Here is a 25324-nt window from a genome sequence, read left to right as displayed (position 1 = left end):
CATGAACGATCACACCCTGCTGCACACATTGGCCGGCGCCTGCGCCGACGCCCGCATCCCCGACCAGGCGGACGTCCTGCTGCTGCAGGCGCCGACACTGGAACAACTGCAGGCCCGCGCCCGGCGCTTCGTCGCGCAATTGGCGGAGCATGGCGACTGCCCGCACGACAACCGCGGCACCTGGCAGCAGCGCGACGACCACACGGTGATCTACCTGCCGGACGGCGCGCGCGCCATGGTCTACCACGCGTCCGGCGCCTTGCGCTACGTGTCCGGCCTCGCCCCGGCGGAGAGCCCGTTCGCGCGCGAGGCGGAGCGCGACGCCCTGCAACGCCTCGTCGAGGAACGCGCGCGCAAGCTGGCCCTGTCCGACTGGGCCGGCCCGAACGGAGAACTCCGCTTCGAACGCCTGTTCCGCACGCGCGGCCAGGGCGCCGACCCGACCGGCAAGGCATCCGCGACGACGCTGTTCCGCGCCCTGGGCGCCTGGCGCCAGTACGCCGGCGGCATCCCCGTGCTGGGCGCCGCATCGGCGGCGCTGCGGCTCGCCGGCGACGGCCGCCTCGACACGCTGTCCGTGCAGGTGCGGCCCGCGAACGGCGAAGTGCTGGACCGCGCCGCCGTCATCGAACCGCAACAGGGCGCGCGCCAGATCGTGGCGCAGCTGGGCACCCTGCTCGGCCAGCGCGAAATCGCGGGCGGCCTGGTGGAATCGGCGACCCTGCAGTTCGGCTATCTCGACCTGGGCAAGCGCAAGGCCCAGCGCGTGCTGGCGCCGGCCTACGTGGCACGCATCGTCCTGCGCCACAAGACGGTGCGCCAGGCATACGTGCTGGCCGTGCGCGCGACGGAACGGGCGTATCTCGAGCTGCCCGTGTATGGCGCCGAGGTCGTGGCCGGGCACGGGCGGACCGACATCGCGCGCTGCGAGGCGGTGCTGCGCTGACCGGCGCGATCAGGCGACGGCTTGCGCGGCCGGCCGCGGATGCAGGTCCAGGCGCCGCCCCGCCTTGACGATCTGGCTGGGCACGTCGTGGCCGACCAGTTCCTGCAGGCGCATCGCGGCGCGCAGCAGCAGGGCCAGGTCGACGCCGGTGTCGTAGCCCATCAGTTCGAGCGCATGCACGACTTCTTCCGTGCACACATTGCCGGTCGCGCCGGGCGCATAGGGGCAGCCGCCGATGCCGCCGAGGGATGCGTCGAAACGCTCGGCGCCGGCGTCGATTGCGGCCAGCACGTTGGCCAGGCCCATGCCGCGCGTGTTATGGAAGTGCAGCGTCAGTTCGATGCCGGGCCAGCGCGCGCGTACGGCCTCCGTGAGCGCGCGCACCTGCGTCGGATAGGCCATGCCGGTGGTGTCGCACAGCGTGATGCCCTGCACTTTCATGTCGTCGACGAAGCGCGCGCACCAGTCCAGCACCTCCCGCTGCGCGACGTCGCCTTCCATCGGACAGCCGAAGCTGCACGACAGCGACACGTTGACGCCGATGCCGTGGCGCCGCGCCAGCGCGGCCACGTCGGCAAGGCCGGCGAAGGAAGCCGCGCGCGTCATGCGCAGGTTGGACAGGTTATGGCTTTCGCTGGCCGACATGACGAGGTTCATCTCGTCGACACCGGCCGCGACGGCGCGCTCGGCCCCGCGCAGGTTCGGCACGAGGGCGCTGAGCACGACGCCGGGACGACGCGCGATGCCCGCGAACACCTCGGCCGCGTCGGCCAGCACGGGCACGGCCTTCGGCGACACGAAGGAGCTGGCCTCGATCTTGGCGAGGCCCGCGTCCGCCAGCGTGTCGGCCAGCGCGATCTTGTCGGCCGTCGGCACGAAGCGGCATTCGGCCTGCAGGCCGTCGCGCAGGCCCACTTCCTGGATGTGGATGCGGCGGCCGCTGCCGATGAAAGCGCTCATGCGACCACCTTGCGCGCCCGCAGCGCCGCGATCTGGTCGTCGGTCAGGCCGATCTCGCGCAGCACGGCGTCCGTGTCCTCGCCCAGCCGCGGCGCGGCCGAGCGCACGCTGCCCGGCGTGCCCATCAGTTTCGGCACGATGCCCGGCACCTCGACCTCGTAGCCTTCGCGCGTCTGCTGGGTGAGGATCATGTCGCGCGCCCGGAAATGCGGGTCTTCGGCGATGTCCCTGGCCGTGTAGACCTTGCCGGCCGGGACTTTCGCCGCGCCGAGCACGGCCATCACGTCGGCGACGGTGCGGTCCGCGGTCCAGGCGCCGATGGCGGCGTCGATCTCGTCCACGCGCGCGACGCGGCCGGCATTGTTCGCCAGGTCGGGCGCGTCGCCCAGGTCGGGCCGGCCGATCGCCTGCATCAGGCGCTTGAAAATGCTGTCGCCGTTGCCGGCGACCAGCACATAGCCGTCGACACAGCGGTAGGCGTTCGACGGCGCGATGCCCGGCAGCGCGCTGCCGGCGGCCTCGCGCACGGCGCCGAACGCGCTGTATTCGGGAATCAGGCTTTCCATCACGTTGAACACGGCTTCGTGCAGCGCGACGTCGATCACCTGCCCTTTCCCGCCGTTGACCTTGCGGTGGTACAGCGCGCTCAAGACCCCGATGGTGCCGTGCAGCGCGGCCAGCGTGTCGCCGATCGAGATGCCGCAGCGCACCGGCACCCGTCCCGGCTCGCCGGTCAGGTGGCGCAGGCCGCCCATCGCTTCGCCGATCATGCCGAAGCCAGGCAGGTCGCGGTAGGGCCCCGTCTGGCCATAGCCCGAGATGCGCAGCATCACGAGGCCCGGGTTCAGTTCGGACAGCACGTCCCAGCCCATGCCCCAGCCTTCCAGGGTGCCGGGGCGGAAATTTTCGATCAGCACGTCGGCCTCGGCGATCAGCTTGCGCGCGATGTCCTGCCCCTCCTCGCTCCTCAAGTCGAGGGCGAGCGAGCGCTTGTTGCGCGACTGGACCTGCCACCACACGGACGTGCCGTCCTTCATCATGCGCCAGTTGCGCAGCGGATCGCCCGCGCCCGGCGCCTCGATCTTGATCACGTCGGCGCCGAATTCGCCCAGCGTCTTGCCGGCGAACGGGCCGGCGATCAATTGTCCCATCTCGATCACGCGCACGCCCTGCAGGGCCGTGGCGGACATCGTGCTTGCAGCCGTCATGCTCATATTGTCCTCGTCAGTTGTCGGAGTGTTCGCGCCGCCGCAGCCGTTCGGGCATGCCGAACGCCAGGATCGCGGCGCACGCCACGCTCAGGGCCGCGATCACGTACAGCGCCGGCGTCGTGCTGCCGGTGACGTCCTTGACGCGGCCGACCATCACCGGGCTGACGATGCCGCCCAGCTGTCCCAGCGTATTGATCAGCGCGATGCCGCCCGCCGCGCCCGCCCCCGTCACGAGCTTCGGCGGCAGCGCCCAGAACGCGGGGATCGACGCTACCACACCCGCGCCCATCACCGCCAGGGCCGCCACCAGCAGGCCCGGGCTGTGGTCGAACAGGCCGGCGCCGCAAAAGCCCGCCGCGCCCAGCAGCACGAGGCCGATCACGAATTTCCGGCGCTCGCCGCTGGCGTCCGACAGCCGGCCCACGAGCACCATCGCGATCGCGCCGCACAGGTAGGGCACGGCGGTGAGCAGGCCGATGGTGGTCGGGTTCGTCGTGCCGGCGCTGCGGATCATGTGCGGCGTCCAGAAGTTCAGGCCGTAGGAACTCACCTGGATCAGGAAGTAGACCAGGCCCAGCGTGAGGAAGCCCGGCGTCTTGAGGGCGCCCAGCAGCGAATGGCTGCCGATCTGCCGGCTCTGCTCGGCGATGCGCGCGGCCAGCAGCGACCGCTCCTGCGGGGCCAGCCAGGACGCGTCCTCGACGCGGTCCTTCAGCACCACGAACACGACGGCACCCAGCACGATGCACGGCAGGCCGCCCACGAGGAACAGCCAGTGCCAGCCGGACATGCCGAGCACGCCGTCCATGTGCCCCAGCACCAGGCCGGCGGCGGGCGCGCCGACGAGGCCGGAAAAGGCGGAGGCGAGGAACAGCATCGAGGTGATGCGGCCGCGGTAGGCCGTGGGGAACCACAAGGTCAGGAAGTACAGCACGCCGGGCGCGAAGCCGGCTTCCATGGCACCGATCAGGAAGCGCAGCGCATAGAACTGCCATTCGGTCTGGACCAGCGCCATCAGCGCGGTGGCGATGCCCCACGACACCATGATGCGCGCGATCCAGCGCCGCGCGCCGACCTTGTACAGCATCATGTTGCTGGGGACTTCGAACAGGACGTAGCCGACCGAGAACAGGCCGGCACCCAGGCCGTACGCCGTGTCGGACAGCGACAGGCTGCTCTGCAAGGCAAACTTGGCGAAGCTGATGTTGATGCGGTCGAAAAAGGCGAACAGGTAGCAGATCATGATGAGGGGCATGATGCGCCATGCCACCTTCGCCACGATCCGCGCCATGTCGGGCACGGCCACGTCGGCCGCGCCGGACGCGGCGGAAAGAATCTTGCTCATGTGTTGTCTCCGGATAGGATTCGTCGAATGACCCGCACGCTCTTGCTGGCGTGATGGATGCGATTCTGGCAGCACCGTCCCGGGCGCGGAATGACCAAGGTGCGAACCCCGCTTTCGCGTTTCGCGAAAGCCCGCTCAGTGCGGCCTGCCCCCGGCGAGATGGTCGACCAGCTGGCGCGCGGCGCGCGGCAGGCTCTCGAGGTCGCGCACGCCGATCAGCAACTGGCGCCGCGCCCAGCCGTCCGTGAGCGGAATCTGGCGCAGGCTCAGCGAGCGCACCAGCGCGCGCACCGCGTCGGCCGGCAGCACGGCCACACCCAGCCCGGCCGCCACCATCTGGCACATCGCGTCGAAGCTGCGCACCTGGATGCGCACGCGCAGGCGCCGTCCCATGGCTTCCGTCTCGGCCTGCAGGCGCTGCGCCAGCGACGTGCCCTGCGACAGGCTGACGACGTCGAAATCGGTCGCTTCCTCGAAGCGCAGGCTGCGCCGCTTCGCGAGCGGATGGCCGGCCGGGACCACCAGCACGAGGCGGTCTTCGCGATAGGGCATCAGGTGCAGGCCGAGGGCCGGCGTGCGGTCGGCGAAGATGCCGATGTCGGCGCGTCCTTCGAGCACGCCGAGCACGATCTCGCCGCTGTTGAGTTCAGCCAGCTCGATCCGGATCGCCGGCGTGGCCTTGGCGAAGGCGGCGATGTCGGCCGGCAGGAACTGGGTGATGGCCGACGTATTGGCCCACAGCCGCGCCACGCCGACGATGCCGCTGGCGTGGTCGTGGAGCTCGGCCGCGAGCAGGTTCACGTCGCCGAGGATGCGCTGCGCGTGCCGGGCCAGCGCCAGGCCGGCCGCGGTGGGCGTGATGCCGCGCGAATGGCGCTCGAACAGGGCGGCGCCGACCGCGGCCTCCAGATCGGAAATGCGTTTGCTCGCCGCGCCGACGGCGAGATTGGCCAGCAGCGCGCCCTTGCTGATGCTGCCGGAGCGTACCACCTGGCTGAACAGGGAAAGCGAGACGAGGTCGAGACGGTGCAGGTTCATGGCGACATGCTACACTTGCCGCATGCGTAAACACTCAATCCACTTTGGAGCATGTCGCCGGCGGCCCTAGAAGCCTGCCGATTGCGTTTTCACATCCACAGTTTCTATGGCCACAGCGAGAACCGTCTCCTGTGGCTTTTTTGTTTTTGGAGCCCCGATGGCGTTGATGCTGTATGACACCTACGAGCGGCGCGTGCGCCCTTTCACGAGCCTGGAACCCGGCCGCGCCGGCCTGTATGCGTGCGGTCCCACCGTGTACGACTACGCCCACATCGGCAACCTACGCACCTACCTGTTCGGCGACACGCTCAGGCGCGTGCTCCGGCTGAACGGCTTCGAGGTCCGGCATGTCGTCAACATCACGGACGTCGGGCACCTGACCTCCGATGCCGACAGCGGCGAAGACAAGATGGAAAAGGGCAGCCGCCGCACCGGACGCACCGCATGGGACATCGCGGCCCACTTCACGCAGGCCTTCCAGCGCGACCTGGAGCGCCTGCGCATCCTCGCGCCGACCGTGTGGGCGCGCGCGACCGACCACATTCCCGAGCAGATCGACTTCATCGCCGCGATCGAGCGCGAGGGCTTTACGTACCGGACGTCGGACGGCATCTATTTCGACACGGCGCGGCTGGAACGCTACGGCCACCTGGCGCGGCTCGACATCGCCGGACTGCGGGCCGGGCACCGCGTGGACCTCGGCGAAAAACGCGCGCCGACCGACTTCGCGCTGTGGAAATTCAGCGGCGCCGAACGGCGCCAGATGGAATGGGACAGCCCGTGGGGCCGCGGCTTCCCCGGCTGGCACATCGAGTGCTCCGCCATGTCGACACGCTACCTGGGCGCGCTGTTCGACATCCACATCGGCGGCGAGGATCACGTGCCGGTGCATCACTCGAACGAGATCGCCCAGCACGAAGCCTGCCACGGCCATCCGCCGGCCCGCTACTGGCTGCATGGCGCATTCCTGCGGCTGCAGGACAGCGACAAGATGTCGAAGTCCGACGGCAGCTTCATCCGGCTCGACACGCTGCTCGAGCGCGGCGTCGATCCGCTGGCCTACCGCTACCTCGCGTTGACCGCCCACTACCGGTCGAAGCTGGTGTTTTCATGGGCGGCGCTCGACGCCGCGCAGACGGCGCTGGGACGTTTGCGGCGCGCTTATCATCGGCTGCCTCCGGGCGGCACGGCTGACGCGGCGATGCGGGAACGGATGCTGGCGGTGCTGAACGACGACCTGAACACGCCCCGTGCGCTGGCGCTGGCGTGGGAAACGCTGAAATCCGTCCTGCCCGGCGACGTGCAGAAGGCAACGCTGCGCTGGCTGGACGAGGCGCTCGGTCTCGGGTTGGACGAGTGGCGTCCCGACACGCCTACCGTGCCGGATGCCGTGCTGGAACTGCTCGACGCACGCACACGGGCGCGCGCGGAAAAACGCTGGGCCGACGCGGACGCGTTGCGGGCGGCGATCGAAGCCGCGGGGTTCGTCATCCGCGACACGGCCGCGGGACCGGTCGCCGAACCGGTGTCCGCGTGAAGCGGCTCAGTCGAACTTGCTGAAATCCGGCTTGCGCTTCTGGAAGAACGCCGTAAAGGCTTCCTTCGCCTCGGCGCCGGTCAGCATCGCGCTGAAGCGCTCGTTCTCCGCCGCGATGGTGTCGTTCACCAGCGCCGCGCGCGAACGCTTCATGAGGGCCTTGGTGGTGCGGATCGACGCGGCCGGCAACTTCACCAGCTTGGCGGCCTGGCCGTGCGCGAACGACAGCAGCTCGGCCGCCGGCAGCACGCGGGCCACGATGCCCATCTCGAACGCTTCCTGGGCGCCGAACGCTTCGCCGAGCATCAGCTTTTCCGCCGCGCGCGTGTAGCCGGCGGACTGCGCGACGAGCAGCGACGACGCGAATTCCGGGCACAGGCCCAGCTGGCTGAACGGCATCGAGAATTTCGCGGTGTCGGCGCAGTAGACGAGGTCGCAGTGCATCAGCATGGTCGTGCCGATGCCGACGGCGGCGCCGGCGACGGCCGCGACCACCGGCTTGGTGCAGCCTTCCAGCGCCTGCATGAACTGGAACACGGGACGCGATGCCGTCATCGCGCCTTCGCCCACGTTGTGCAGGAAGTCTTCGAGGTCGTTACCGGCCGTGAAGATCTCGGGCTTGCCCGTGATGAGGATGGCGCGGACTTGCGGGTCGGCGTCGGCGGCGCGCAGCGCGTCCGCCAGCGTGGTGTACATGGCGCCCGTGATCGCGTTCTTGCGGTCCGGGCGGTTGAATTCGAGGGTGAGGATGCCGTCGGCGGTGGTGGTCAGGATGTCCATTCGGTGTCTCGCTTATTCATATAAAAAAGGGTGGGAACGGTTGTGCCGCACCCACCCTTCCGTTCACGCCGTGTGGATTACACGCGTTCGATGATGCCCGCCGCGCCCATGCCGGCGCCGACGCACATGGTGACCATGCCGTACTTCAGGTTGTTGCGGCGCAGCGCGTGGACGACGGTCGCGGCGCGGATCGCACCGGTCGCGCCCAGCGGGTGGCCCAGGGCAATCGCGCCGCCCATCGGGTTCACCTTGCTGGTGTCCAGGCCCAGGTCGCGGATCACGGCCAGGGCTTGTGCCGCGAAGGCTTCGTTCAGTTCGATCCAGTCCAGCTGGTCCTGCGTGATGCCGGCGGCGGCCAGCGCCGCGGGAATCGCGACCTTCGGGCCGATGCCCATGATCTCCGGCGGCACGCCGCGCACGGCGAACGACGAGAACTTGGCCAGCGGGGTCAGGTTGTGTTCGCGCAGGATCTTCTCGCTGACGACGATCAGCGCACCGGCGCCGTCCGACATCTGCGACGACGTCGCGGCCGTCACGCTGCCCTTGGCGGCGAACACCGGCTTCAGCTTCGCCATGCCTTCCATGCTGGCGTCGGCGCGCGGGCCTTCGTCCAGGTCGACGGTGCGGCGCTTGACCTTGATCTCGCCGCTCGCCAGGTCCGGCGTGCGGGTGACGATTTCTACCGGGGTGATCTCGTCCTTGAACAGGCCGGCCTGCTGGGCGGCGATCGCCTTGCGGTGCGATTCCAGGCCAAAGGCGTCCTGGTCTTCGCGGCTCACCTTCCACTGGGCGGCGACCTTCTCGGCCGTCAGGCCCATGCCGTAGGCCAGGCCCACGTTCTCGTCCTTGAAGGTCTCCATGTTGATCGACGGGTGGTGGCCCATCATCGGCACCATCGACATCGACTCGACGCCGCCGGCGATCATGACGTCGGCCTCGCCGACGCGGATGCGGTCCGCGGCCATGGCCAGGGCAGTGATGCCCGAGGCGCAGTAGCGGTTGACGGTCACGCCGCCGACGGTGTTCGGCAGGCCGGCCAGCACGACGGCGTTACGGGCCACGTTGAAGCCCTGCTCCGCTTCCGGGAACGAGCAGCCGACGATGGCGTCGACGATCAGCGCCGGGTCCAGGTTCGGCACGGCGGCCATCGCGCCGCGGATCGCGTGCACCAGCAGGTCGTCCGGACGGGTCTTGTTGAAGAAGCCGCGCGGCGCCTTGCCGATCGGGGTACGGGTCGCCGCGACGATGTATGCGTCTTGAAGTTGTTTGCTCATGTCAGTAGTCCTTGTTGTCCGCGCCGCGATCAGTTACGCACTGGTTTACCGGTCTGCATCATGCCCATGATGCGTTCCTGGGTCTTCGGATTGTTCAGCAGCGCGACGAATGCGCGGCGCTCCATGTCGAGCAGCCACTGCTCGGACACGACGCTGCCCTGGTCGACGTCGCCGCCGGAGACGATCTCCGCGATCGTGTCGCCCAGCTGGTAGTCATACGCCGAGATGAAGCCGCCGTCGCGCATGTTGACCAGCTGGCCGCGGATCGTCGCCCAGCCGTAGCGGCCGGTCACGGTCACCGGACGGCGCAGCGGCGCGCGGTAGCCCGCATCGAACATCGAACGCGCGGTGACCTTCGCCACGTGCAGCAGCTCGTACGGGTTGAAGACGATGATGTCGTCGTCCTTCAGGTAACCCATCGCCTTCGCCTCCAGGGCCGATTTCGACACCTGCGCGGTGGCCGCGTTGGTGAAACCGGTCTTCAGGAATTGCAGGATGTCGTTGCCCTTCGATTCGTTGGCGGCGCGCACCGCGGCTTCCTTCAGGCCGCCGCCGGCCGGCACCAGGCCGACGCCCACTTCCACGAGGCCGATGTACGACTCGATGGCCGCCACGCGCTTCGACGCGTGCAGCGCCATTTCGCAGCCGCCGCCCAGCGCCAGGCCCGCCACCGCGGCCACGACCGGGATGTTCGAGTATTTCATCGCCATGAACGTGTCCTGCAGTTCCTTGACGATCGGGTCCATCGCTTTCGCGCCGCCCGCCATGAAGGCCGGCAGGGCCGATTGCAGGTCGGCGCCGGCCGAGAACGCGCCGCCTTCGGCCGCATCGGCGCTCCAGATCACGATGCCCTTGTAGCCCTTCTCGGCTTCGTCCAGCGCGCGCCTGATGCCCTTGATGACGCCGTCGCCGATCACGTGCATCTTCGTCTTCAGCGAGATGACGAGCACTTCGTCGCCCGAGTGCCACAGGCGCACGGAATCGTCTTCGAACACGGTGGTGCCGGCAGTCTTCGGATCGTCGCCGCCCGCGCCCACGACCGGTGCGCGGAACTGCTGGCGCTCGTACACGGCCAGATCGGACCGTGCTACGAACGCGTTCTTGGTGACGGAGTACGAACCTTCAGGCGTGTGCACGCCTTTCTCCGCGACCGGGGCGCTGAACACCCATGCCGGCAGCGGCGCATCGGTCAGGGCCTTGCCGGCCTCGATGTCTTCCTTGACCCACTGGGCGATGGTGTTCCAGCCGGCGGCCTGCCACGTCTCGAACGGGCCGACGCTCCAGCCGAAGCCCCAGCGCATCGCGAAGTCGACGTCGCGCGCGTTGTCGGCGATCGAGTCGAGGTGGAACGCGATGTAGTGGAACGCGTCGCGGAAGATCGCCCACAGGAACTGCGCCTGCGGGTTGGTCGACTCGCGCATCGCCTTGAATTTCTTGACCGGGTCCTTTTCTTTCAGGATGCGCGCGACGATGTCGGCGGCCTTGGCGCCGCCCGGCACGTATTCGCCGCTCGCGAAGTCCAGGCGCATGATCTCCTTGCCGACCTTTTTGTAAAAGCCGCCGCCGGTCTTCTGGCCCAGCGCGCCCTTTTCGATCAGCTTGGCCAGCACGTCCGGGGTCTTGTAGACGCTGAAGAACGGGTCGTCCTTCAGGTTGTCCTGCATCGTCTTGATGACGTGGCCCATCGTGTCCAGGCCGACGACGTCCGCCGTGCGGAACGTGCCCGACTTGGCGCGGCCCAGCTTCGCGCCGGTGAGATCGTCGACCACGTCGACGGAGAGGCCGAACTTCTCGGCTTCGTGGATCGTGGCCAGCATGCCGAAGATGCCGACGCGGTTGGCGATGAAGTTCGGCGTGTCTTTCGCACGCACGACGCCCTTGCCCAGGGTCGACGTCAGGAACGTCTCGAGCTGGTCGAGGATTTCCGGTTTCGTGGCCGCGGTCGGGATCAGTTCGACCAGGTGCATGTAGCGCGGCGGGTTGAAGAAGTGCACGCCGCAGAAGCGCGATTTCAGCTCGGCGTCGAAGCCTTCGGCCAGCTTCTCGATCGACAGGCCCGACGTGTTCGACGCGAAGATGGCGTTGGCGCCGATGTGCGGCGCGACCTTCTTGTACAGGTCGTGCTTCCAGTCCATGCGCTCGGCGATGGCTTCGATGATCAGGTCGCAGCCGGCCAGCACGTCGAGGTTGTCCTCGTAGTTGGCGACTTCGATCAGCGCGGCGTCGTCCTTGTTGCCCAGCGGGGCCGGCGACAGTTTTTTCAGGTTCTCGATGGCCTTCAAAACGATACCGTTTTTATTGCCCTCTTTGGCCGGCAGGTCGAACAGCACGACCGGGACCTTGGCGTTGACGCAGTGCGCAGCGATCTGCGCGCCCATCACGCCGGCGCCCAGGACGGCGACTTTCTTGACGATGAAGTTGGACATACTCGTTATCCTTTGATTAGTCGTCGTTCCCGCGGAGGCGGGAACCCAAGTTTGCATGCGCAGACACTGCGCTGAACTTGGATCCCCGCCTGCGCGGGGACGACGGGTAAGTGTGATGGTGCGTATTTAGAACAGGTCTGCGTCCAGCGCCAGCAGGTTCGAAGCGCCCGAACGTGCCTGGCGGATCAGCATCGCGGTTTCCGGGTACAGGCGGGCGAAGTAGAAGCGTGCGGTCGCCAGTTTCGATTCGTAGAACTTGTCGCCCGAATCCTTCTTGGCCAGCGCGATCTTCGCCATCTGCGCGAAGAAGTACGAGAACACCATGTGGCCCACGACGCGCAGGTAAGGCACGGCGGCGGCGCCCACTTCGTCCTGGTTCTGGAAGGCCTTCATGCCGATTTCCATCGTCAGCTTGCCGACCTTCTCGCCCAGTTCGCCCAGCGGGCTCACGAATTCGGCCATCTGCTCATCGAGGCCGTTCTCTTCGACGAACGCCTTGACCTTCTCGCCGAACGCGCGCAGCTTGGCGCCGTTGTCCATCAGGATCTTACGGCCCAGCAGGTCGAGCGACTGCACGGTGTTCGTGCCTTCGTAGATCATGTTGATGCGGGCGTCGCGCACGTACTGCTCCATGCCCCACTCGGCGATGTAGCCGTGGCCGCCGTACACCTGCATCGCTTCCGACGTGGCGATCCAGCCGTTGTCGGTGATGAAGGCTTTCACGATCGGGGTCAGCAGGGCGACTTCGTCCGCGGCTTCCTTGCGGACAGCTTCGTCCGGGTGGTTCAGTTCGCGGTCGATCTGCAGCGCGACGTACGACGTCAGGGCGCGCGCGCCTTCGGCATAGGCCTTGGCGGTCAGCAGCATGCGGCGCACGTCCGGGTGGACGATGATCGGGTCGGCCGGCTTGTCCGGTGCCTTCGGGCCCGACAGGCTGCGCATCTGGATGCGGTCTTTCGCATACACCAGCGCGTTCTGGTACGCGACTTCGGTCAGGCCCAGCGACTGCATGCCGACGCCCAGGCGGGCTGCGTTCATGAACACGAACATCGCGTTCAGGCCCTTGTGCGGCTGGCCGATCAGGGTGCCGATGGCGCCGTCCAGGTTCATCTGGCAGGTCGAGTTGCCGTGGATGCCCATCTTTTCCTCGATGGCGCCGCAGGTGATGCCGTTGCGGGCACCGACCGAACCGTCGGCGTTCGGCAGGAACTTCGGCACGAGGAACAGCGAGATGCCTTTCGAGCCTTCCGGCGCGTCCGGCAGGCGGGCCAGCACCAGGTGGACGATGTTTTCCGACATGTCGTGCTCGCCGGCCGAGATGAAGATCTTCGAGCCGGTGATGCTGTAGGTGCCGTCGGCCTGCGGTTCGGCCTTGGTGCGCAGCAGGCCCAGGTCGGTGCCGCAATGGGCTTCGGTCAGGCACATCGTGCCGGTCCATTCGCCGGACACCAGTTTCGGCAGGTAGAACTTCTTCTGGTCGTCGGTGCCGTGTTCCTTCAGGCACTCGTATGCGCCGTGCGACAGGCCCGGGTACATGGTCCATGCCTGGTTCGAGGAATTCAGCATCTCGTAGAACGAGTTGTTCAGCGAGACCGGCAGGCCCTGGCCGCCGTATTCCGGATCGCAGGCCAGCGCCGCCCAGCCGCCTTCCACGTACTGTTTATACGCTTCCCTGAAACCCTTGGGCGTGGTGACGGCCTTGGTGGCGGCGTCGTAGTGGCAGCCTTCGCGGTCGCCGCTGTGGTTCAGCGGGAACAGCACTTCCTGCGTGAATTTCGCGCCCTCTTCCAGCACCTGGTTGATGATGTCGGCGTCGATCTCCTGGTACGCCGGCAGGTTCTTGAATTCTTCGGTGACGTTGAGGAACTCGTGCAGAACGAACTGCATATCCCGAAGTGGCGCGACGTACTGACCCATGGTTGTTCTCCTGACAGGTGAATATTTTGTGTTGAATTACTGAGCGCGGACGGTATCCGCCTGGCTGCTTTGCTTGTTGGGGTTGCGGTAATCTTCGACCAGGCGCGCGAAGCCGCGGTGCGCGCGGTCGACGGCGCCCGGAATGCGCAGGAAGCGCGCATCGTGGTGCACCGCCAGCACGAGGCCGTACATCTCGTACACGAGTTGCTCGGGGTCCGTGCCCGTCTTCAGGTCGCCGATCTCGATCGCCTGTTGGGCGCAGCGCAGCAGGGCACCCTGCCACGTGCGGACCATGGCCACGAGTTCTTCGCGGATCGGGCCCGGACGGTCGTCGTACTCGACGGCGCCGCTGATATAGATGCAGCCGGACGCGATCTCGACCGACACGCGCTTGAGCCAGCGGTTGAACATCGCCTCCAGGCGCGGCAGGCCGCGCGCTTCCTTGAGGCTGGGGAAAAAGACTTCCTGCTCGAAGCGGCGGTGGTACAGCTTGAGCACGTCGATCTGCAGGTCTTCGCGCGAACCGAAGTGCGCGAACACGCCCGATTTGCTCATGTTCATGCGGTCGGCCAGCAGGCCGATCGTCAAGCCTTCGAGACCGTCGCGACTGGCGAGCTCGAGCGCAACGTCGAGGATGGCGGCCCGCGTCATCTCGCCTTTGCGCATGCTCATCGATTTTGCGGAAGTATTAATAATATGCCTCGCGTAAGAGAGGATTTCTTCTGGCCGAAAAAATCCGAACGCTCGTACTATTATCTACCGGCCGTGAAATGTCAAACGGGAACTTAGAGGCACCGTTCTAGTGCCCTGGTCGCAACGCGCGGCGGGCTGCTCAGCCCCCGGCGCGGGTGATGGCGCGGCGGTCGCGCTTGGTCGGGCGGCCCTTGATCGTGCTGCCCGGTTCGGGGAACAAACGGCGTGCTTCCTGATCATTTTCGCGGCGCACGATACTCTCTTCCGTCTCGCGGTACAGGGCCTGGGCGACGGGTGCCGGCCCGCGCTTGTCGGACAGGCCCTGCACGACCACTTCCCAGCGGTTCGAACCGTTGTCGATGAAAATCTTATCATCGACTCTCACGGAACGGGCGGGTTTGACGGGCTCGCCGCCGATCCGCACGCGTCCGCGGTCGACGGCATCCGCCGCCAGCGAGCGCGTCTTGAAGAAGCGCGCGGCCCACAGCCATTTGTCGATCCTTACGTTGTCATGTTCCGTCATATCACTCCACTCATGCATAGCCGATCGCAACGACGCGCATGGTCATTTTATAGAGAAAATAGGCCATTTCGTGGCCGCAGCGGCGCACCCAACCCAATTGTCTCAAATCATCCATGCAGACCTGCACGCCGTCGGCGATGCCGCGCTCGATCTGGCGGGCGAGGCTGGCGGCAAATTGCGCATCGCGCACGACGACGTTCGCCTCCTGGTTGACGAACAGCGACAGCCCGTCGCAATTGCTGGACCCGACCGTGGCCCAGTTGTCGTCCACGACCGCGACCTTGGCATGCAGCTGGGTCTTGCGGTACTCGACGATGCGCACGCCGGCCGCCAGCAGTTGCGGATAGAACGACGAGGCGACGGCATCCTGCATGCGGAATTCGCCCACGCCGATCATCAGGCAGACGTCGACGCCGCGGCGCGCGGCCTGGCACAGCGCCTCGCGGAATTTGCGGCCCGGCGCGAAATACGGCGTGGCCATCAGCACGCGCTTGCGCGCGCGGCCGATCGCCTGCAGGTAGGCGCGCTGGATGGTGCGGCGGTTGCGCAGGTTGTCGCGCACGACGAAGGCGGCGCGCATCGGGTGATCGCCGAGCGCGGCCGGCTGCTTGCGCATTTCGCGGAACAAATTGATCCGTCGAACAAGCGGCAAGTGGCCGGCCCGCGTCCACTGCGCCTGGGCTTCGCGGTGGATTTCCGTCACGAGCGGGCCGCGCACGCACACGGCGAAATCCCAGCGCGGCGCGGGCAGCGGCGCGTGCGGTTCGTAGTCGTGCAGGTTGTCGTCGTTCGTGTTGATGCCGCCGACGAAGGCGACCTGGCGGTCCATCACGGCGATCTTGCGGTGGCTCCGTGCGGCGCCGCGCCTGAACCACGGATTGAACATGCGGTAATGCACGCAGACCGCGCAGAATTCCGCTTTCAGGCGGCAGGCGATGCGGTTGCCGGTGCCGAACCAGTCGGCCAGCACGCGCACCTTGACGCCGCGCCCGGCGGCGCGGATCAGCGCATCGGTGACGGCACGCGCCGTCGCGTCCTCGGCATAGATATAGGTTTCGTACAGGATCTCGTGCTGGGCCGCATCGATCGCGGCCAGCAGCGCCGGGAAATAAGTGCTGCCGCTTTCGAGGAGGGTAACGTCGTTGTTGGCTACATAGGTGACGGTGCGCATTGCTATGCCAGCTGCAGATTGGCCACGATCGGTGCGTGGTCGGACAGGCGCGCCCACTGCGGGCCGTGCAGCACTTCGGCATGCTCGACCTTGAAGCCGCGCACATAAATCCGGTCGAGCCGGAACCAGGGCAGCGCGGCGGGAAACGTCCGCGCCGGGACCAGGCGTTTTTCGCGTCCGGCCACATTCCGCACCATATCACCAATCTTGACGCCGAGCCGGGCCGGCCGCTCCAGTTCATCGAATACTTCAACGACGCCCAGCTTCATGCGCAGGCAATCGCTGAGGGTATTGCGCCAGTCGTTGAAGTCGCCCGCGATGATGACCGGTTCGCCATTCGGCGCGGAATCCTGCACACATTGAATCAGCAGGTCGGTCTGGCGCCGGCGGCTGCCTTCGAACAGGCCCAGGTGCACGACGTAGCAGTGCACATTGCCGGACGGCGTCTCCAGCACGCAGTGCAGGATGCCGCGCTGCTCGTAAGCATGGTCGGACACGTCGTGGTTGCGCGTATTCGAGATCTCGAAACCGGACAGCAGCGCGTTGCCATGGTGGCCATGGTCGTACACGGCGTTCATGCCATAGGCGGAATGCAGGTTTTCGCCGGCAAAGAATTCGTGCTGGGCCTTCTCCGGCCAGTGATGGTGGGGGCTGCGTACCTTTTCACCGTAGCGCACCTGGTAGCGGTCGTGCCGGCCCTGCACTTCCTGCAGGAACACGACGTCCGCACCGAACGCGCCGATGGCTTTTTTCAGCGCCAACACGCGCGGCGTACTACGAAAGGAAGAGACGCCCTTGTGGATGTTGTAGGTCGCAACACGGATTTTCATGGGAACATTGTAACCCCATCAGTCCGTGCCCTTCCCGGGCGGGGAGCGCAATCGTGCGCGGGGAGCCTCTCCCGGCTCGTGGCCGGGAAAGGCGTCGGGGGACTGCTCAGGGGGCAACGGCGGCGTGCCTGAAATCGCCGTTCGGCAGAGGACGCGCTTCGGGTGGGATGACGGGGTCGCGGTAGACCGGATTGGTGCGCAGCGGGCCCATCAGGCGGAGACCGCTCAATAGCTCGATGCACAGGTAATCGTTATCAACGCCAACGTCCTTGACCTTCTGCTCGTGTCTGCGTTCGCTCATGATTCCTCCCTTTGTTGGACATTGCTAAAATGAAAAGTCGTCAAAAACGACTTGTTGACCTTAATAAAATCATTTCTCACTGTCAAACGAACGATTGTATTGTGCGAATTTAAATTGTCTAAATTAAATTCTGTGCATACAGTGAAGCAGAACCGCTCGTGAAAGAATCGAGCAGGATCGATCAAAGTAAATCTCTCAAATTATCACGTCGATTAATGTGTTTACGACGCGATCCGGCCCTCGGCGTGCCGGGCGGGGAGCGTCATGGTGCGCTTCGGACTTCAGTCCGCCAGCGCCAAATTTTGACCAGGGCGCCGTCCGGAAGTTCCGGGCCGGCGCGCAGCAGGGCGCGCGCACCGGTTGCTGCCGGCGCCAGGTCGTCGAGGGAGAAGATGGGCTTGCGCCCGGCAATCGTCAGTTGGCCGCGTCGGCGTCGGACGCCGGCCGGAAACGCGGCAAGACGACGCGGAACCGCGTGCCCTTGCCCACTTCGCTGTGCACGTCGAAGCGCCCACCGTGCTTTTGCACGATGCCGTACGACAGCGACAGGCCAAGGCCGGTCCCCTTGCCCACCGGCTTGGTCGTGAAGAAGGGTTCGAAGATGCGCCCCAGCTTGTCCTCCGGGATGCCGGTGCCGGTGTCCTCGACTTCGATCCATACCTGCGTCGCGTCGTGGCCGGTGCGCAGGGTGATGCGTCCGTGCTTTTCGATCGCATGCGCGGCGTTGACCAGCAGGTTCATGAATACCTGGTTCAGCTGCGACGGATAGCACTCGATCTGCGGGATCTGCGCATACTCCTTGGTCACTTCGGCCTTGTACTTGATCTCGTTCCAGACGACGTTCAGCGTGCTGTTCAGGCCAGCTTCGAGGTCGGCGTACTGCAGGCCGCCGCCGTCGACGTGCGAGAAATCCTTCATGTCCTGCACGATGCGGCGCACGCGGTCGATGCCGTCGAGGGATTCGCGCAGCAGCGGCTCCAGGTCTTCGCGCAGGTAGTCGGCGTCGACTTCTTTCTTGATCCGCGCGATCGCCGCGCGGTCGTCCGGACTGAACGAGCCCTCCAGCGCCTCGTAGCTGTCGAGCAGCCGGAGCATGGACTGGGCATACCGCTGCAGGCTGCCCAGGTTCGAGTTGACGAAGCCGATCGGGTTGTTGATCTCGTGCGCGACGCCGGCCGCCAGCACGCCGATCGAGGCCATCTTCTCCGATTGCAGCAGCTGGCTCTGGGCCTCGCCCAGCTTCTTGATCAGCTCCGCCTGGCGCGCCTTTTCGTGCTCCAGGGTCGCATTCGCCTCGCGCAGGTCGCGCGTGCGTTCGCGCACTTTCGATTCGAGCTGGTCGCGCGACTCGCGCAGCGCTTCCTCGGCCCGGTGGCGCTCGGTGACGTCGGTGTAGCCGAACACCCGTCCGATCACCCGCTCGCCCAGGAACTGCGGCCGCGAGCGGCATTCGAAGAACCGGCCGTTACGGAGCCGGAACAGGTCCTGCGTCTCGGTCGTATCGGCCACCTGGCGCAGCTGGCTGCGGATCAACTCGCCCTGCTCGACCTGGCCCGCGATGTATTCGACGATGCCGTCGTCGTCGCCGGCCTCCAGCAGCGCGGCCGGGATCTCCCACATCGCCGACAACAAGCGGTTCATGCTCGTGATCTTGCCGTGCCAGTCGATCACCAGGATGCCGTCCGCGGTCGACTCCAGCGTCGTGCGCAACTGGGCCAGGGTCTGCTCGAGCAGGTCCTCGACCTGGCGCTCGTGGCGGCAGTCGCGCGCCCGCACCAGCAGCAGCGGGCGGTCGCCGTCGCGGATCACGCGCATCGACTTCATCACCGTCAGCATCGCCGCGTCGGCGCACAGGTACTCGCCCTCCTGCGCCTCGACGTCGAGGTACTGGCCGGCGCGCACGTCCTCCCAGTAGAACACGTCCTGCAGCGAGCTTTCGATGTCGGTGATCAGCATCTCGCGCAACTGCGCGCCCGAGTAACCGAGCACCTGTTCGACCATGCGGTTGGCGACGAGGATGCGCAGGTCGGCCGGGTCGACCAGCATCACCATGTAGGGGCTGTGGTCGACCATCAGCTGGTGCAGGCTCATGGCTGGCTCCTCCGGCCCGGATCACCTGCATCGAAGTAGTAGCTGACGCGCTTGCGCGGGCTGAGGTAATTGTAGATGTCCTTCGGCACCTGGGACGGGCGGATCGACTTCACGATGTTCAGGTCCGGCTGCTGCTCGAGGTTGACCACGATCGCTTCCTCGCGCGGCACGCTGGCCTCGTAGATCATGACCTGCGGCCTGGTCGGCTTGGCGGTGTTGACGTTGACGACCATGCCGACGACACCGTTGCCCAGCTGGACGATCGTGCCCGGCGGGTACACGCCGAGGCAGCGGATGAACACCTGCAGCAGCTTGGGATCGAAGCGGCTGCGCATCTTGGCGAACATCAGCGACAGCGCCTCGTGCGGCGTGAGCGAATCGGCCGGATTGCGCGGGTTGCACAATTCGTCGTAATGGTTGGCGATCGACACGATCCGGGCGAGGATGCTGGTCGCCTCCCCTTGCAGGTGGCGCGGATAGCCGCTGCCGTCGAACATCTCGTGGTGGTCGCGGATGATGGCCAGCGCCGGTGCCGCCAGGCCCAGCTTCTGGCCGATCTCGAGACCGCCGTGGCAATGGGTTTCCATCAACGCCTGCTCGGCATGGTTGTAGGCATCGAGCTTGTTCATCACCTTGTCCGGGATATTCCGGGTGCCGACGTCATGGAACAGCGCGCCCATGCCGAGCAGGCTGGCCACCTCGTGCGGCAGCTTGATGTCACGGGCGATCATCATCGACAGCATCGTGACGTTGAGGGAATGCACATAGACTTCCTCGCCGCCCAGCTTGTCGCCCATCAGGTTGATCGCCAGTTCCGGCGCGGACAGGATCGAATCCGTGATCTGGCCGATCAGCTTGCCGGCCACGCGGACCGTCTCGGCCGGCTGGGAAAACAGGTTGCGGTCGATGTCGCGGATGGCGCGCGCGGTATTGACGAAGGCCTGCTCGATGCGCGCCGCGCTCTCGCGCTGCTCGCGGATGCGCTCCATCATTGCCCGTTTCGCCGCCATGACCGGCGAGTCGGCACGCGACTCCGGCGACACCGGGACCGGCGCCGCCGGTGCCGGCTGGGCCGGCGCCGCCGTGGGCACGGGGATGTCGCTGAGCGCGGGATCGACGCGGACCGTGGCCAGGCCGAGGCCGTGCAGGATGCGCAACTGGTCTTCGGTCTTGACCTTGAAATGGCTGAACGCGAAGGGGTGCTGGAACCACTTCAGGTCAAGGTAGATATACAGGCCGATCTGGACCTGGTCGATTGGAATGGTAAGCGTGTCGGCCATGATGCGCCTCGGTACGTGGGCACTTGTAGAGGGAAATCTTCAAGACCGAAAGTATCAAGTCCCACCATTACGGTCAAGAAACATTTGTTTCCACGTAGAATTTGTGACGTCTTGTGGCGGCGGCGGCACGATTCGACGGTTGGGTGTTTGCAACAGTCCCGTCTCAGGGGCCGGTCGCCACGCGGTCGCGCCCCTGCTCCTTGGCGCGGTACAGCGCCTTGTCGGCCGCCCAGAACAGCGCCTCGGCATCCTCGGCGTGGACGGGATAGGCGGCGACGCCGAACGACGCCGTGATCCGCTCCGGCCCTTCGCCCTCGGCGCTCGGCTTGATGCTGCCCAGCGCGATGCGGATCGCCTCCGCGCGCGCGCCCGCATCGAACGCCGTGCATTCCGGGAGGAGCAGGACCATCTCCTCGCCGCCGTAGCGGCAGGCGATGTCTCCTTCGCGGATGCCGAGGCGCAGTTGCTGGGCGATGGTGCGCAGCACGGCGTCGCCGACGGCGTGGCCGTACTCGTCGTTGACGCGCTTGAAATGGTCGATGTCGACGAGTACGAGGCTCACGGGCACGTCCTTGCGCCGCGCCCGCGCCAGCTCGCGTTTCAGGGCGGCGTCGAAATGGCGCCGGTTGAACAGGCCGGTGAGCGGATCGAGCACCGATTGCCGGCGCAGCGTTTCGCGCAGGCGCACATTCCCCAGCGCCAGCGCGAGCTGCTCCGCGACCGTCACCGCCAGGCGCTCCTGCTCGTCCTCCCCCGGGCCGCGCGCCAGTCCTTCGACGTGCAGCATGCCGACCAGTTCATCGTGCGTGACGAGCGGGATGCACAGGCGCCCCGCCGTCTCGTCCGCCGGCGCGCGGTAGTGGGCGCACGCCGGGTCATCGTAGCCGGCGGTCCGGTAACGCGCCCCGTGGCGCAGCGCCCAGCACGACTCGATGTCGATGGCCGAAGGCTGGTCGGACGGCGTGCCCCACTGCGTGTGGCGGTCCAGCATGTTGGGGTCGTCGTCGCGCAGCAGGAACAGCGTGCCCGCCACGCCGGGCAGCAGTTTCGGCATGGTGCGCGCGATCACCGGGCCGGCGTCCGGGATCGACGGCACGGCTTCCACGGCACGCAGCAGTTCCGCGACCAGTTTCAGTTCGCGGTTGTGGCGCGTCGTCAGGGCGACCGCCTCGGTGAGCTGGCCGGCCTGCATCTCCAGCTGCGCGGCGGCGGCGCGGCGCGCGCGCAGCATGCGCATCACGATCAGCAGCAACATGCCCAGCACGAGGATATTGCAGGCGGTCGCCGCGAGGCTCACGGTGAACGACCGCCCGGAGCGCGCCAGCAGGTCGACCCGCAGCGCGTCGCGCCTGGCCTTGCCGCGCGCATCTTCCGCGGCGACGAGCTGGCGCAGCTCGTCCATGTATTGCTTGCCGCGCAGCGAGCTGACCACACGCTCGGTCGCGTCGAAACCGGCGCGGCGGCGCAGCAGGATGGTCTCGTCGAGTTCGGCCATTTTGAGTTCCGCCACGCGCGCGATGCGCCACACGCTGGCCCGTTCGGCATCCGTGCGCGCCAGCTCCTTGGCGTCGTGCAGGGCCGAGGGCAGCGTGCGCCGGGCCCGCTCATACGGCTCGAGGAAGGCCTCGTTGCCGGTGATGACGAAGCCGCGCTGCGCCGTCTCGGCGTCGCGCAGGCTGGTCAGGACGTCGTCCAGGCGCTGCTGCGCGAGCAGGTCGGCGCGCGTCTGCGCCAGCAGGACGTTGACGGAGCGATTCAACCAGAACGGCACCGCCGCCACCAGCACCATGACGGTGAAGACGGCCAGGACGACGAATCTGAGATGTTTTGCGCTGCGCATGGGATGTCGATCGGAATGTCATTGCTACGAGGCAAGGCAAAATAGCACAGATTCCTTGGCGCACAGTTGAAATGGACGACGTCGGCCGCCTGGATCGTGTTTTTGTCTACGCCGCTTGGACGTGGCGCGGCAAATGCAGGATCGCTTCCGCGTTCGAGCTGGAAAAGCACCGGTCGGCCGCTTCCAGCAACGGCAGCCAGGCGTAGTGCAGGTGTTCGCGCGGCGCGAGGGTGATCGCGATGTCGCGGGGGACGCAGACGGAGAACACGTGCTCGGTGTTGTGGGTGACGCCGGGCGCGTAGCGGTGGCGCCAGGTCTGATAGATCTCGTAGACGTTGGACAGGTGCCAGTCCTTGAGGACGATGCGTGCGCCGTCGGCGACGATGCCCGTTTCCTCGAACAGTTCGCGCGCGGCCGTTTCCAGCAACGGTTCGCCGGGGTGGTCGAGGGAGCCGGTGACGGATTGCCAGAAGCCGGGGCGGTCGGCGCGTTCGATCAGCAGCACCTCCAGGTCGGCGGTGTGGATGACGACGAGGACGGATTCGGGGATTTTATGCGTCATGACGCCATTGTAGCGCCACATGAAAAGCGTCGTCCCCGCGGAGGCGGGGACGACGATTCATCCGTCTACAATAACGAAGGCTTACGCGACCTTCGGCTCGTTGCGCAGACGGATATGCAGCTCTTTCAGCTGCTTCTCGTCGACTTCCGACGGCGCGTTGGTCAGGAGATCCTGCGCGCGCTGGGTCTTCGGGAACGCGATCACGTCGCGGATCGACTCGGAACCCGTCATCAGCGTGATCAGGCGATCCAGGCCGAACGCCAGGCCGCCGTGCGGCGGCGCGCCGTACTGCAGGGCGTCGAGCAGGAAGCCGAACTTCAGCTGCGCTTCTTCGGCGTCGATCTTCAGCGCGCGGAACACCTTGCTCTGGACTTCCTCGCGGTGGATACGGATCGAGCCGCCGCCCAGTTCCCAGCCGTTCAGCACCATGTCGTAGGCCTTGGCAATGCAGGCGCCCGGGTTCGTCTCGAGCATGTCCTCGTGGCCATCCTTCGGCGCCGTGAACGGGTGGTGCGTGGCGTTCCAGCGGTCGCCTTCCTCGTCGTACTCGAACATCGGGAAATCGATGACCCACAGCGGCGCCCACACTTCTTCGAACAGGCCGGCCTTCTTGGCGAATTCCGAGTGGCCGATCTTCACGCGCAGCGCGCCCATCGAGTCGTTCACGACCTTCGCCTTGTCGGCGCCGAAGAAGATCAGATCGCCGTCTTGTGCACCGGTCAGTTCCAGCACCTTGGCCAGCACGTCGTCGGAGAGGTTCTTGACGATCGGCGATTGCAGGCCGTCGCGGCCCTTGGCCTTCTCGTTGACCTTGATGTAGGCGAGGCCCTTGGCGCCGTAGATGCCGACGAATTGCGTGTACGCGTCGATTTCCGAACGCGGCATCGAACCGCCCTGCGGCACGCGCAGGCCGATGACACGGCCGCCGGCCATGTTGGCGGCGTTGTTGAAGACCTTGAATTCGACGGTCTTCATCAATTCGGTCAGTTCGGTGAACTGCAGCTTCACGCGCATGTCCGGCTTGTCCGAACCGTAGAGGCCCATGGCGGTGGCGAAGTCCATCACCGGGAACGGGTTCGGCAGGTCGATGCCGGCGGCGTTCTTGAAGACCACGCGCATCATGTCTTCGAACAGGTCACGGATTTCCTGCTCGGTCAGGAACGACGTCTCGCAGTCGATCTGGGTGAATTCCGGCTGGCGGTCGGCGCGCAGGTCTTCGTCGCGGAAGCACTTGGTGATCTGGTAGTAGCGGTCGAAGTTGGCGACCATCAGCAGCTGCTTGAACAGCTGCGGCGACTGCGGCAGCGCGAAGAAGTTGCCCGGGTTGACGCGCGACGGCACCAGGTAGTCGCGCGCGCCTTCCGGCGTGGACTTGGTCAGCATCGGGGTCTCGATGTCGATGAAGCCCAGGTTGTCCAGGTACTTGCGCACTTCCATCGACACCTTGTAACGCAGGCGCAGGTTGTGCTGCATCTGCTGGCGGCGCAGGTCGAGCACGCGGTGCGTCAGGCGGGTCGTTTCCGACAGGTTGTCGTCGTCCAGCTGGAACGGCACCGGCACGGACGCGTTCAGCACTTCGAGCTTGGTGGTGTTGATCTCGATCTTGCCCGACTTCAGGTTGGCGTTGGCGGTGCCCTCCAGGCGGTTCACGACGGTGCCCGTCACGCGCAGGCAGTACTCGTTGCGCACGTGCTCGGCGACCTTGAAGACGTCGGCATTGTCGGGGTGGCAGACGACCTGCACGAGGCCTTCTCGGTCGCGCAGGTCGATGAAGATCACCCCGCCGTGGTCGCGGCGGCGGTGCACCCAGCCGCACAGGCTGACGGTTTGGCCCAGCAGCTCTTCGGTCACGAGGCCGCAGTAGTGAGTACGCATGGAGGACATAGTTTTTCGATCCTGGTTGGTTGATTCGGTGGGCCCGCTTCAATCGCGGCCCCTGGATTCTTTGCTGCCTTGTTCTTCTATTGCGCCGCGATGGCGGCGGGGGCGGTCGCCTCGGCCGGCGGCGGCGGCGCCACGACGCCCATCGAGACGATGTACTTGAGCGCCGCGTCGACCGACATGTCCAGCTCGACGACCCGGCTGCGTTCCATCATCAGGAAGAAGCCGGAAGTCGGGTTGGGGGTGGTCGGCACGTACACGCTCACGTAGTCGCCCACCAGGTGGTTCTTGACGTCGCCGCCCGGCACGCCGGTGAGAAAGGCGATCGTGTACGAATTCTCGTGCGGGTACGGGATCAGGACGGCCTTGCGGAACGCATTGCCCGACGACGAGAACAGCGTGTCGGACACCTGCTTGACGCTGCCGTACACCGAGTTCACGACGGGGATGCGCTGCAGCAGCCGCTCCCACATGCGCACGAACCATTTGCCGACCAGGTTATTGGTCAGCAGGCCGGTCACGAACACGATGGCCAGCGTGATGATGGCGCCCAGGCCGGGAATGTACGTCTGCGGCCGCCACTCGCTCGGCACGAGCACGAGCGACTGGTCCAGCGTGCTGATCACGAAGTTCAGCACCCAGGCCGTGATCGCGAGGGGCACCAGCACCAGCGCGCCTGTGATGAAATATTTACGCATCGATTGTCGTGACGGATCTC

At 66.4% G+C, this 25324-nt stretch carries 21 protein-coding genes; 2 read left to right on the top strand and 19 right to left on the bottom strand.

All coding sequences use genetic code 11. The features are described from left to right. Window position 1: 1 nt before the first annotated feature. A complete protein-coding gene (locus ACEN9Q_RS28315) occupies window positions 2-946 on the top strand; it encodes a hypothetical protein (protein ID WP_495626787.1) in 945 nt (314 codons plus the stop codon). Between the two features lie 9 nt (window positions 947-955). Here ACEN9Q_RS28315 and ACEN9Q_RS28310 read toward each other — a convergent pair whose 3' ends face one another. The 4 genes from ACEN9Q_RS28310 to ACEN9Q_RS28295 all read right to left on the bottom strand — a co-directional run bounded on the left by ACEN9Q_RS28310 (window position 956) and on the right by ACEN9Q_RS28295 (window position 5500). Next, window positions 956-1906, bottom strand: coding sequence for a hydroxymethylglutaryl-CoA lyase (locus ACEN9Q_RS28310; RefSeq protein WP_495626786.1), 951 nt, complete (start codon window positions 1904-1906; stop codon window positions 956-958). Next, window positions 1903-3114, bottom strand: coding sequence for a CaiB/BaiF CoA transferase family protein (locus ACEN9Q_RS28305; RefSeq protein ID WP_495626785.1), 1212 nt, complete (start codon window positions 3112-3114; stop codon window positions 1903-1905). The genes ACEN9Q_RS28310 and ACEN9Q_RS28305 overlap by 4 nt, the downstream gene beginning before the upstream one ends. Window positions 3115-3130: 16 nt before the next feature. After that, entirely contained in the window at window positions 3131-4408 is a 1278-nt protein-coding gene (locus ACEN9Q_RS28300; protein WP_495629007.1) for an MFS transporter, read from the bottom strand. Between the two features lie 189 nt (window positions 4409-4597). Then, complete coding sequence (locus ACEN9Q_RS28295; protein ID WP_056448826.1) at window positions 4598-5500, bottom strand: LysR substrate-binding domain-containing protein; 903 nt, start codon at window positions 5498-5500, stop codon at window positions 4598-4600. A 157-nt stretch (window positions 5501-5657) separates the two neighbouring features. Between ACEN9Q_RS28295 and cysS the strand changes: the two genes are divergently transcribed. Continuing rightward, window positions 5658-7037: a cysteine--tRNA ligase gene (gene cysS / locus ACEN9Q_RS28290; RefSeq protein ID WP_495626784.1), complete on the top strand. Its 1380-nt coding sequence runs from the start codon at window positions 5658-5660 to the stop codon at window positions 7035-7037. Window positions 7038-7043: 6 nt separating this feature from the next. On the opposite strand, the gene ACEN9Q_RS28285 is transcribed toward cysS, so the two are convergent. The 15 genes from ACEN9Q_RS28285 to ACEN9Q_RS28215 form a co-directional block, all read right to left on the bottom strand. After that, entirely contained in the window at window positions 7044-7817 is a 774-nt protein-coding gene (locus ACEN9Q_RS28285) for an enoyl-CoA hydratase (RefSeq protein WP_495626783.1), read from the bottom strand. 77 nt (window positions 7818-7894) lie between these two features. After that, a complete protein-coding gene (locus ACEN9Q_RS28280; RefSeq protein ID WP_495626782.1) occupies window positions 7895-9091 on the bottom strand; it encodes an acetyl-CoA C-acyltransferase in 1197 nt (398 codons plus the stop codon). 29 nt (window positions 9092-9120) lie between these two features. Continuing rightward, the gene (locus ACEN9Q_RS28275) at window positions 9121-11517 is read right to left on the bottom strand and encodes a 3-hydroxyacyl-CoA dehydrogenase/enoyl-CoA hydratase family protein (protein WP_495626781.1); all 2397 of its coding nucleotides are present in this window, start codon (window positions 11515-11517) and stop codon (window positions 9121-9123) included. Between the two features lie 126 nt (window positions 11518-11643). Then, the gene (locus ACEN9Q_RS28270; RefSeq protein ID WP_495626780.1) at window positions 11644-13434 is read right to left on the bottom strand and encodes an acyl-CoA dehydrogenase C-terminal domain-containing protein; all 1791 of its coding nucleotides are present in this window, start codon (window positions 13432-13434) and stop codon (window positions 11644-11646) included. Window positions 13435-13470: 36 nt separating this feature from the next. Then, complete coding sequence (locus tag ACEN9Q_RS28265; protein WP_056448845.1) at window positions 13471-14100, bottom strand: TetR/AcrR family transcriptional regulator; 630 nt, start codon at window positions 14098-14100, stop codon at window positions 13471-13473. Between the two features lie 166 nt (window positions 14101-14266). Further along, window positions 14267-14650, bottom strand: coding sequence for an RNA-binding S4 domain-containing protein (locus tag ACEN9Q_RS28260; protein WP_495626779.1), 384 nt, complete (start codon window positions 14648-14650; stop codon window positions 14267-14269). 10 nt (window positions 14651-14660) lie between these two features. Next, window positions 14661-15821, bottom strand: a complete 1161-nt coding sequence (gene clsB / locus ACEN9Q_RS28255) for a cardiolipin synthase ClsB (RefSeq protein ID WP_495626778.1) — start codon at window positions 15819-15821, stop codon at window positions 14661-14663. A gap of 2 nt (window positions 15822-15823) precedes the next feature. Beyond that, entirely contained in the window at window positions 15824-16651 is an 828-nt protein-coding gene (locus ACEN9Q_RS28250; RefSeq protein WP_056448856.1) for an endonuclease/exonuclease/phosphatase family protein, read from the bottom strand. 106 nt (window positions 16652-16757) lie between these two features. Beyond that, a complete protein-coding gene (locus tag ACEN9Q_RS28245) occupies window positions 16758-16952 on the bottom strand; it encodes a hypothetical protein (RefSeq protein ID WP_056448860.1) in 195 nt (64 codons plus the stop codon). A gap of 414 nt (window positions 16953-17366) precedes the next feature. Then, the gene (locus ACEN9Q_RS28240; RefSeq protein WP_056448863.1) at window positions 17367-19043 is read right to left on the bottom strand and encodes an ATP-binding protein; all 1677 of its coding nucleotides are present in this window, start codon (window positions 19041-19043) and stop codon (window positions 17367-17369) included. Further along, window positions 19040-20323: an HD-GYP domain-containing protein gene (locus ACEN9Q_RS28235; RefSeq protein ID WP_495626777.1), complete on the bottom strand. Its 1284-nt coding sequence runs from the start codon at window positions 20321-20323 to the stop codon at window positions 19040-19042. The genes ACEN9Q_RS28240 and ACEN9Q_RS28235 overlap by 4 nt, the downstream gene beginning before the upstream one ends. A gap of 163 nt (window positions 20324-20486) precedes the next feature. Then, complete coding sequence (locus ACEN9Q_RS28230; protein WP_495626776.1) at window positions 20487-22163, bottom strand: diguanylate cyclase; 1677 nt, start codon at window positions 22161-22163, stop codon at window positions 20487-20489. A gap of 106 nt (window positions 22164-22269) precedes the next feature. Next, window positions 22270-22725, bottom strand: a complete 456-nt coding sequence (nudB, locus tag ACEN9Q_RS28225; protein WP_495626775.1) for a dihydroneopterin triphosphate diphosphatase — start codon at window positions 22723-22725, stop codon at window positions 22270-22272. Window positions 22726-22806: 81 nt separating this feature from the next. Next, complete coding sequence (gene aspS, locus ACEN9Q_RS28220) at window positions 22807-24600, bottom strand: aspartate--tRNA ligase (RefSeq protein WP_495626774.1); 1794 nt, start codon at window positions 24598-24600, stop codon at window positions 22807-22809. 86 nt (window positions 24601-24686) lie between these two features. Next, window positions 24687-25304 (bottom strand): DUF502 domain-containing protein, encoded by a 618-nt coding sequence (locus ACEN9Q_RS28215; RefSeq protein ID WP_056448875.1) that lies wholly within the window; start codon window positions 25302-25304, stop codon window positions 24687-24689. Between the last annotated feature and the right edge of the window lie 20 nt (window positions 25305-25324).

Source organism: Massilia sp. Masssp93, from assembly GCF_059491295.1.
The sequence above is the reverse complement of the archived record's forward strand: the minus strand, read 5'-3'. Positions and strand labels throughout refer to the sequence as shown.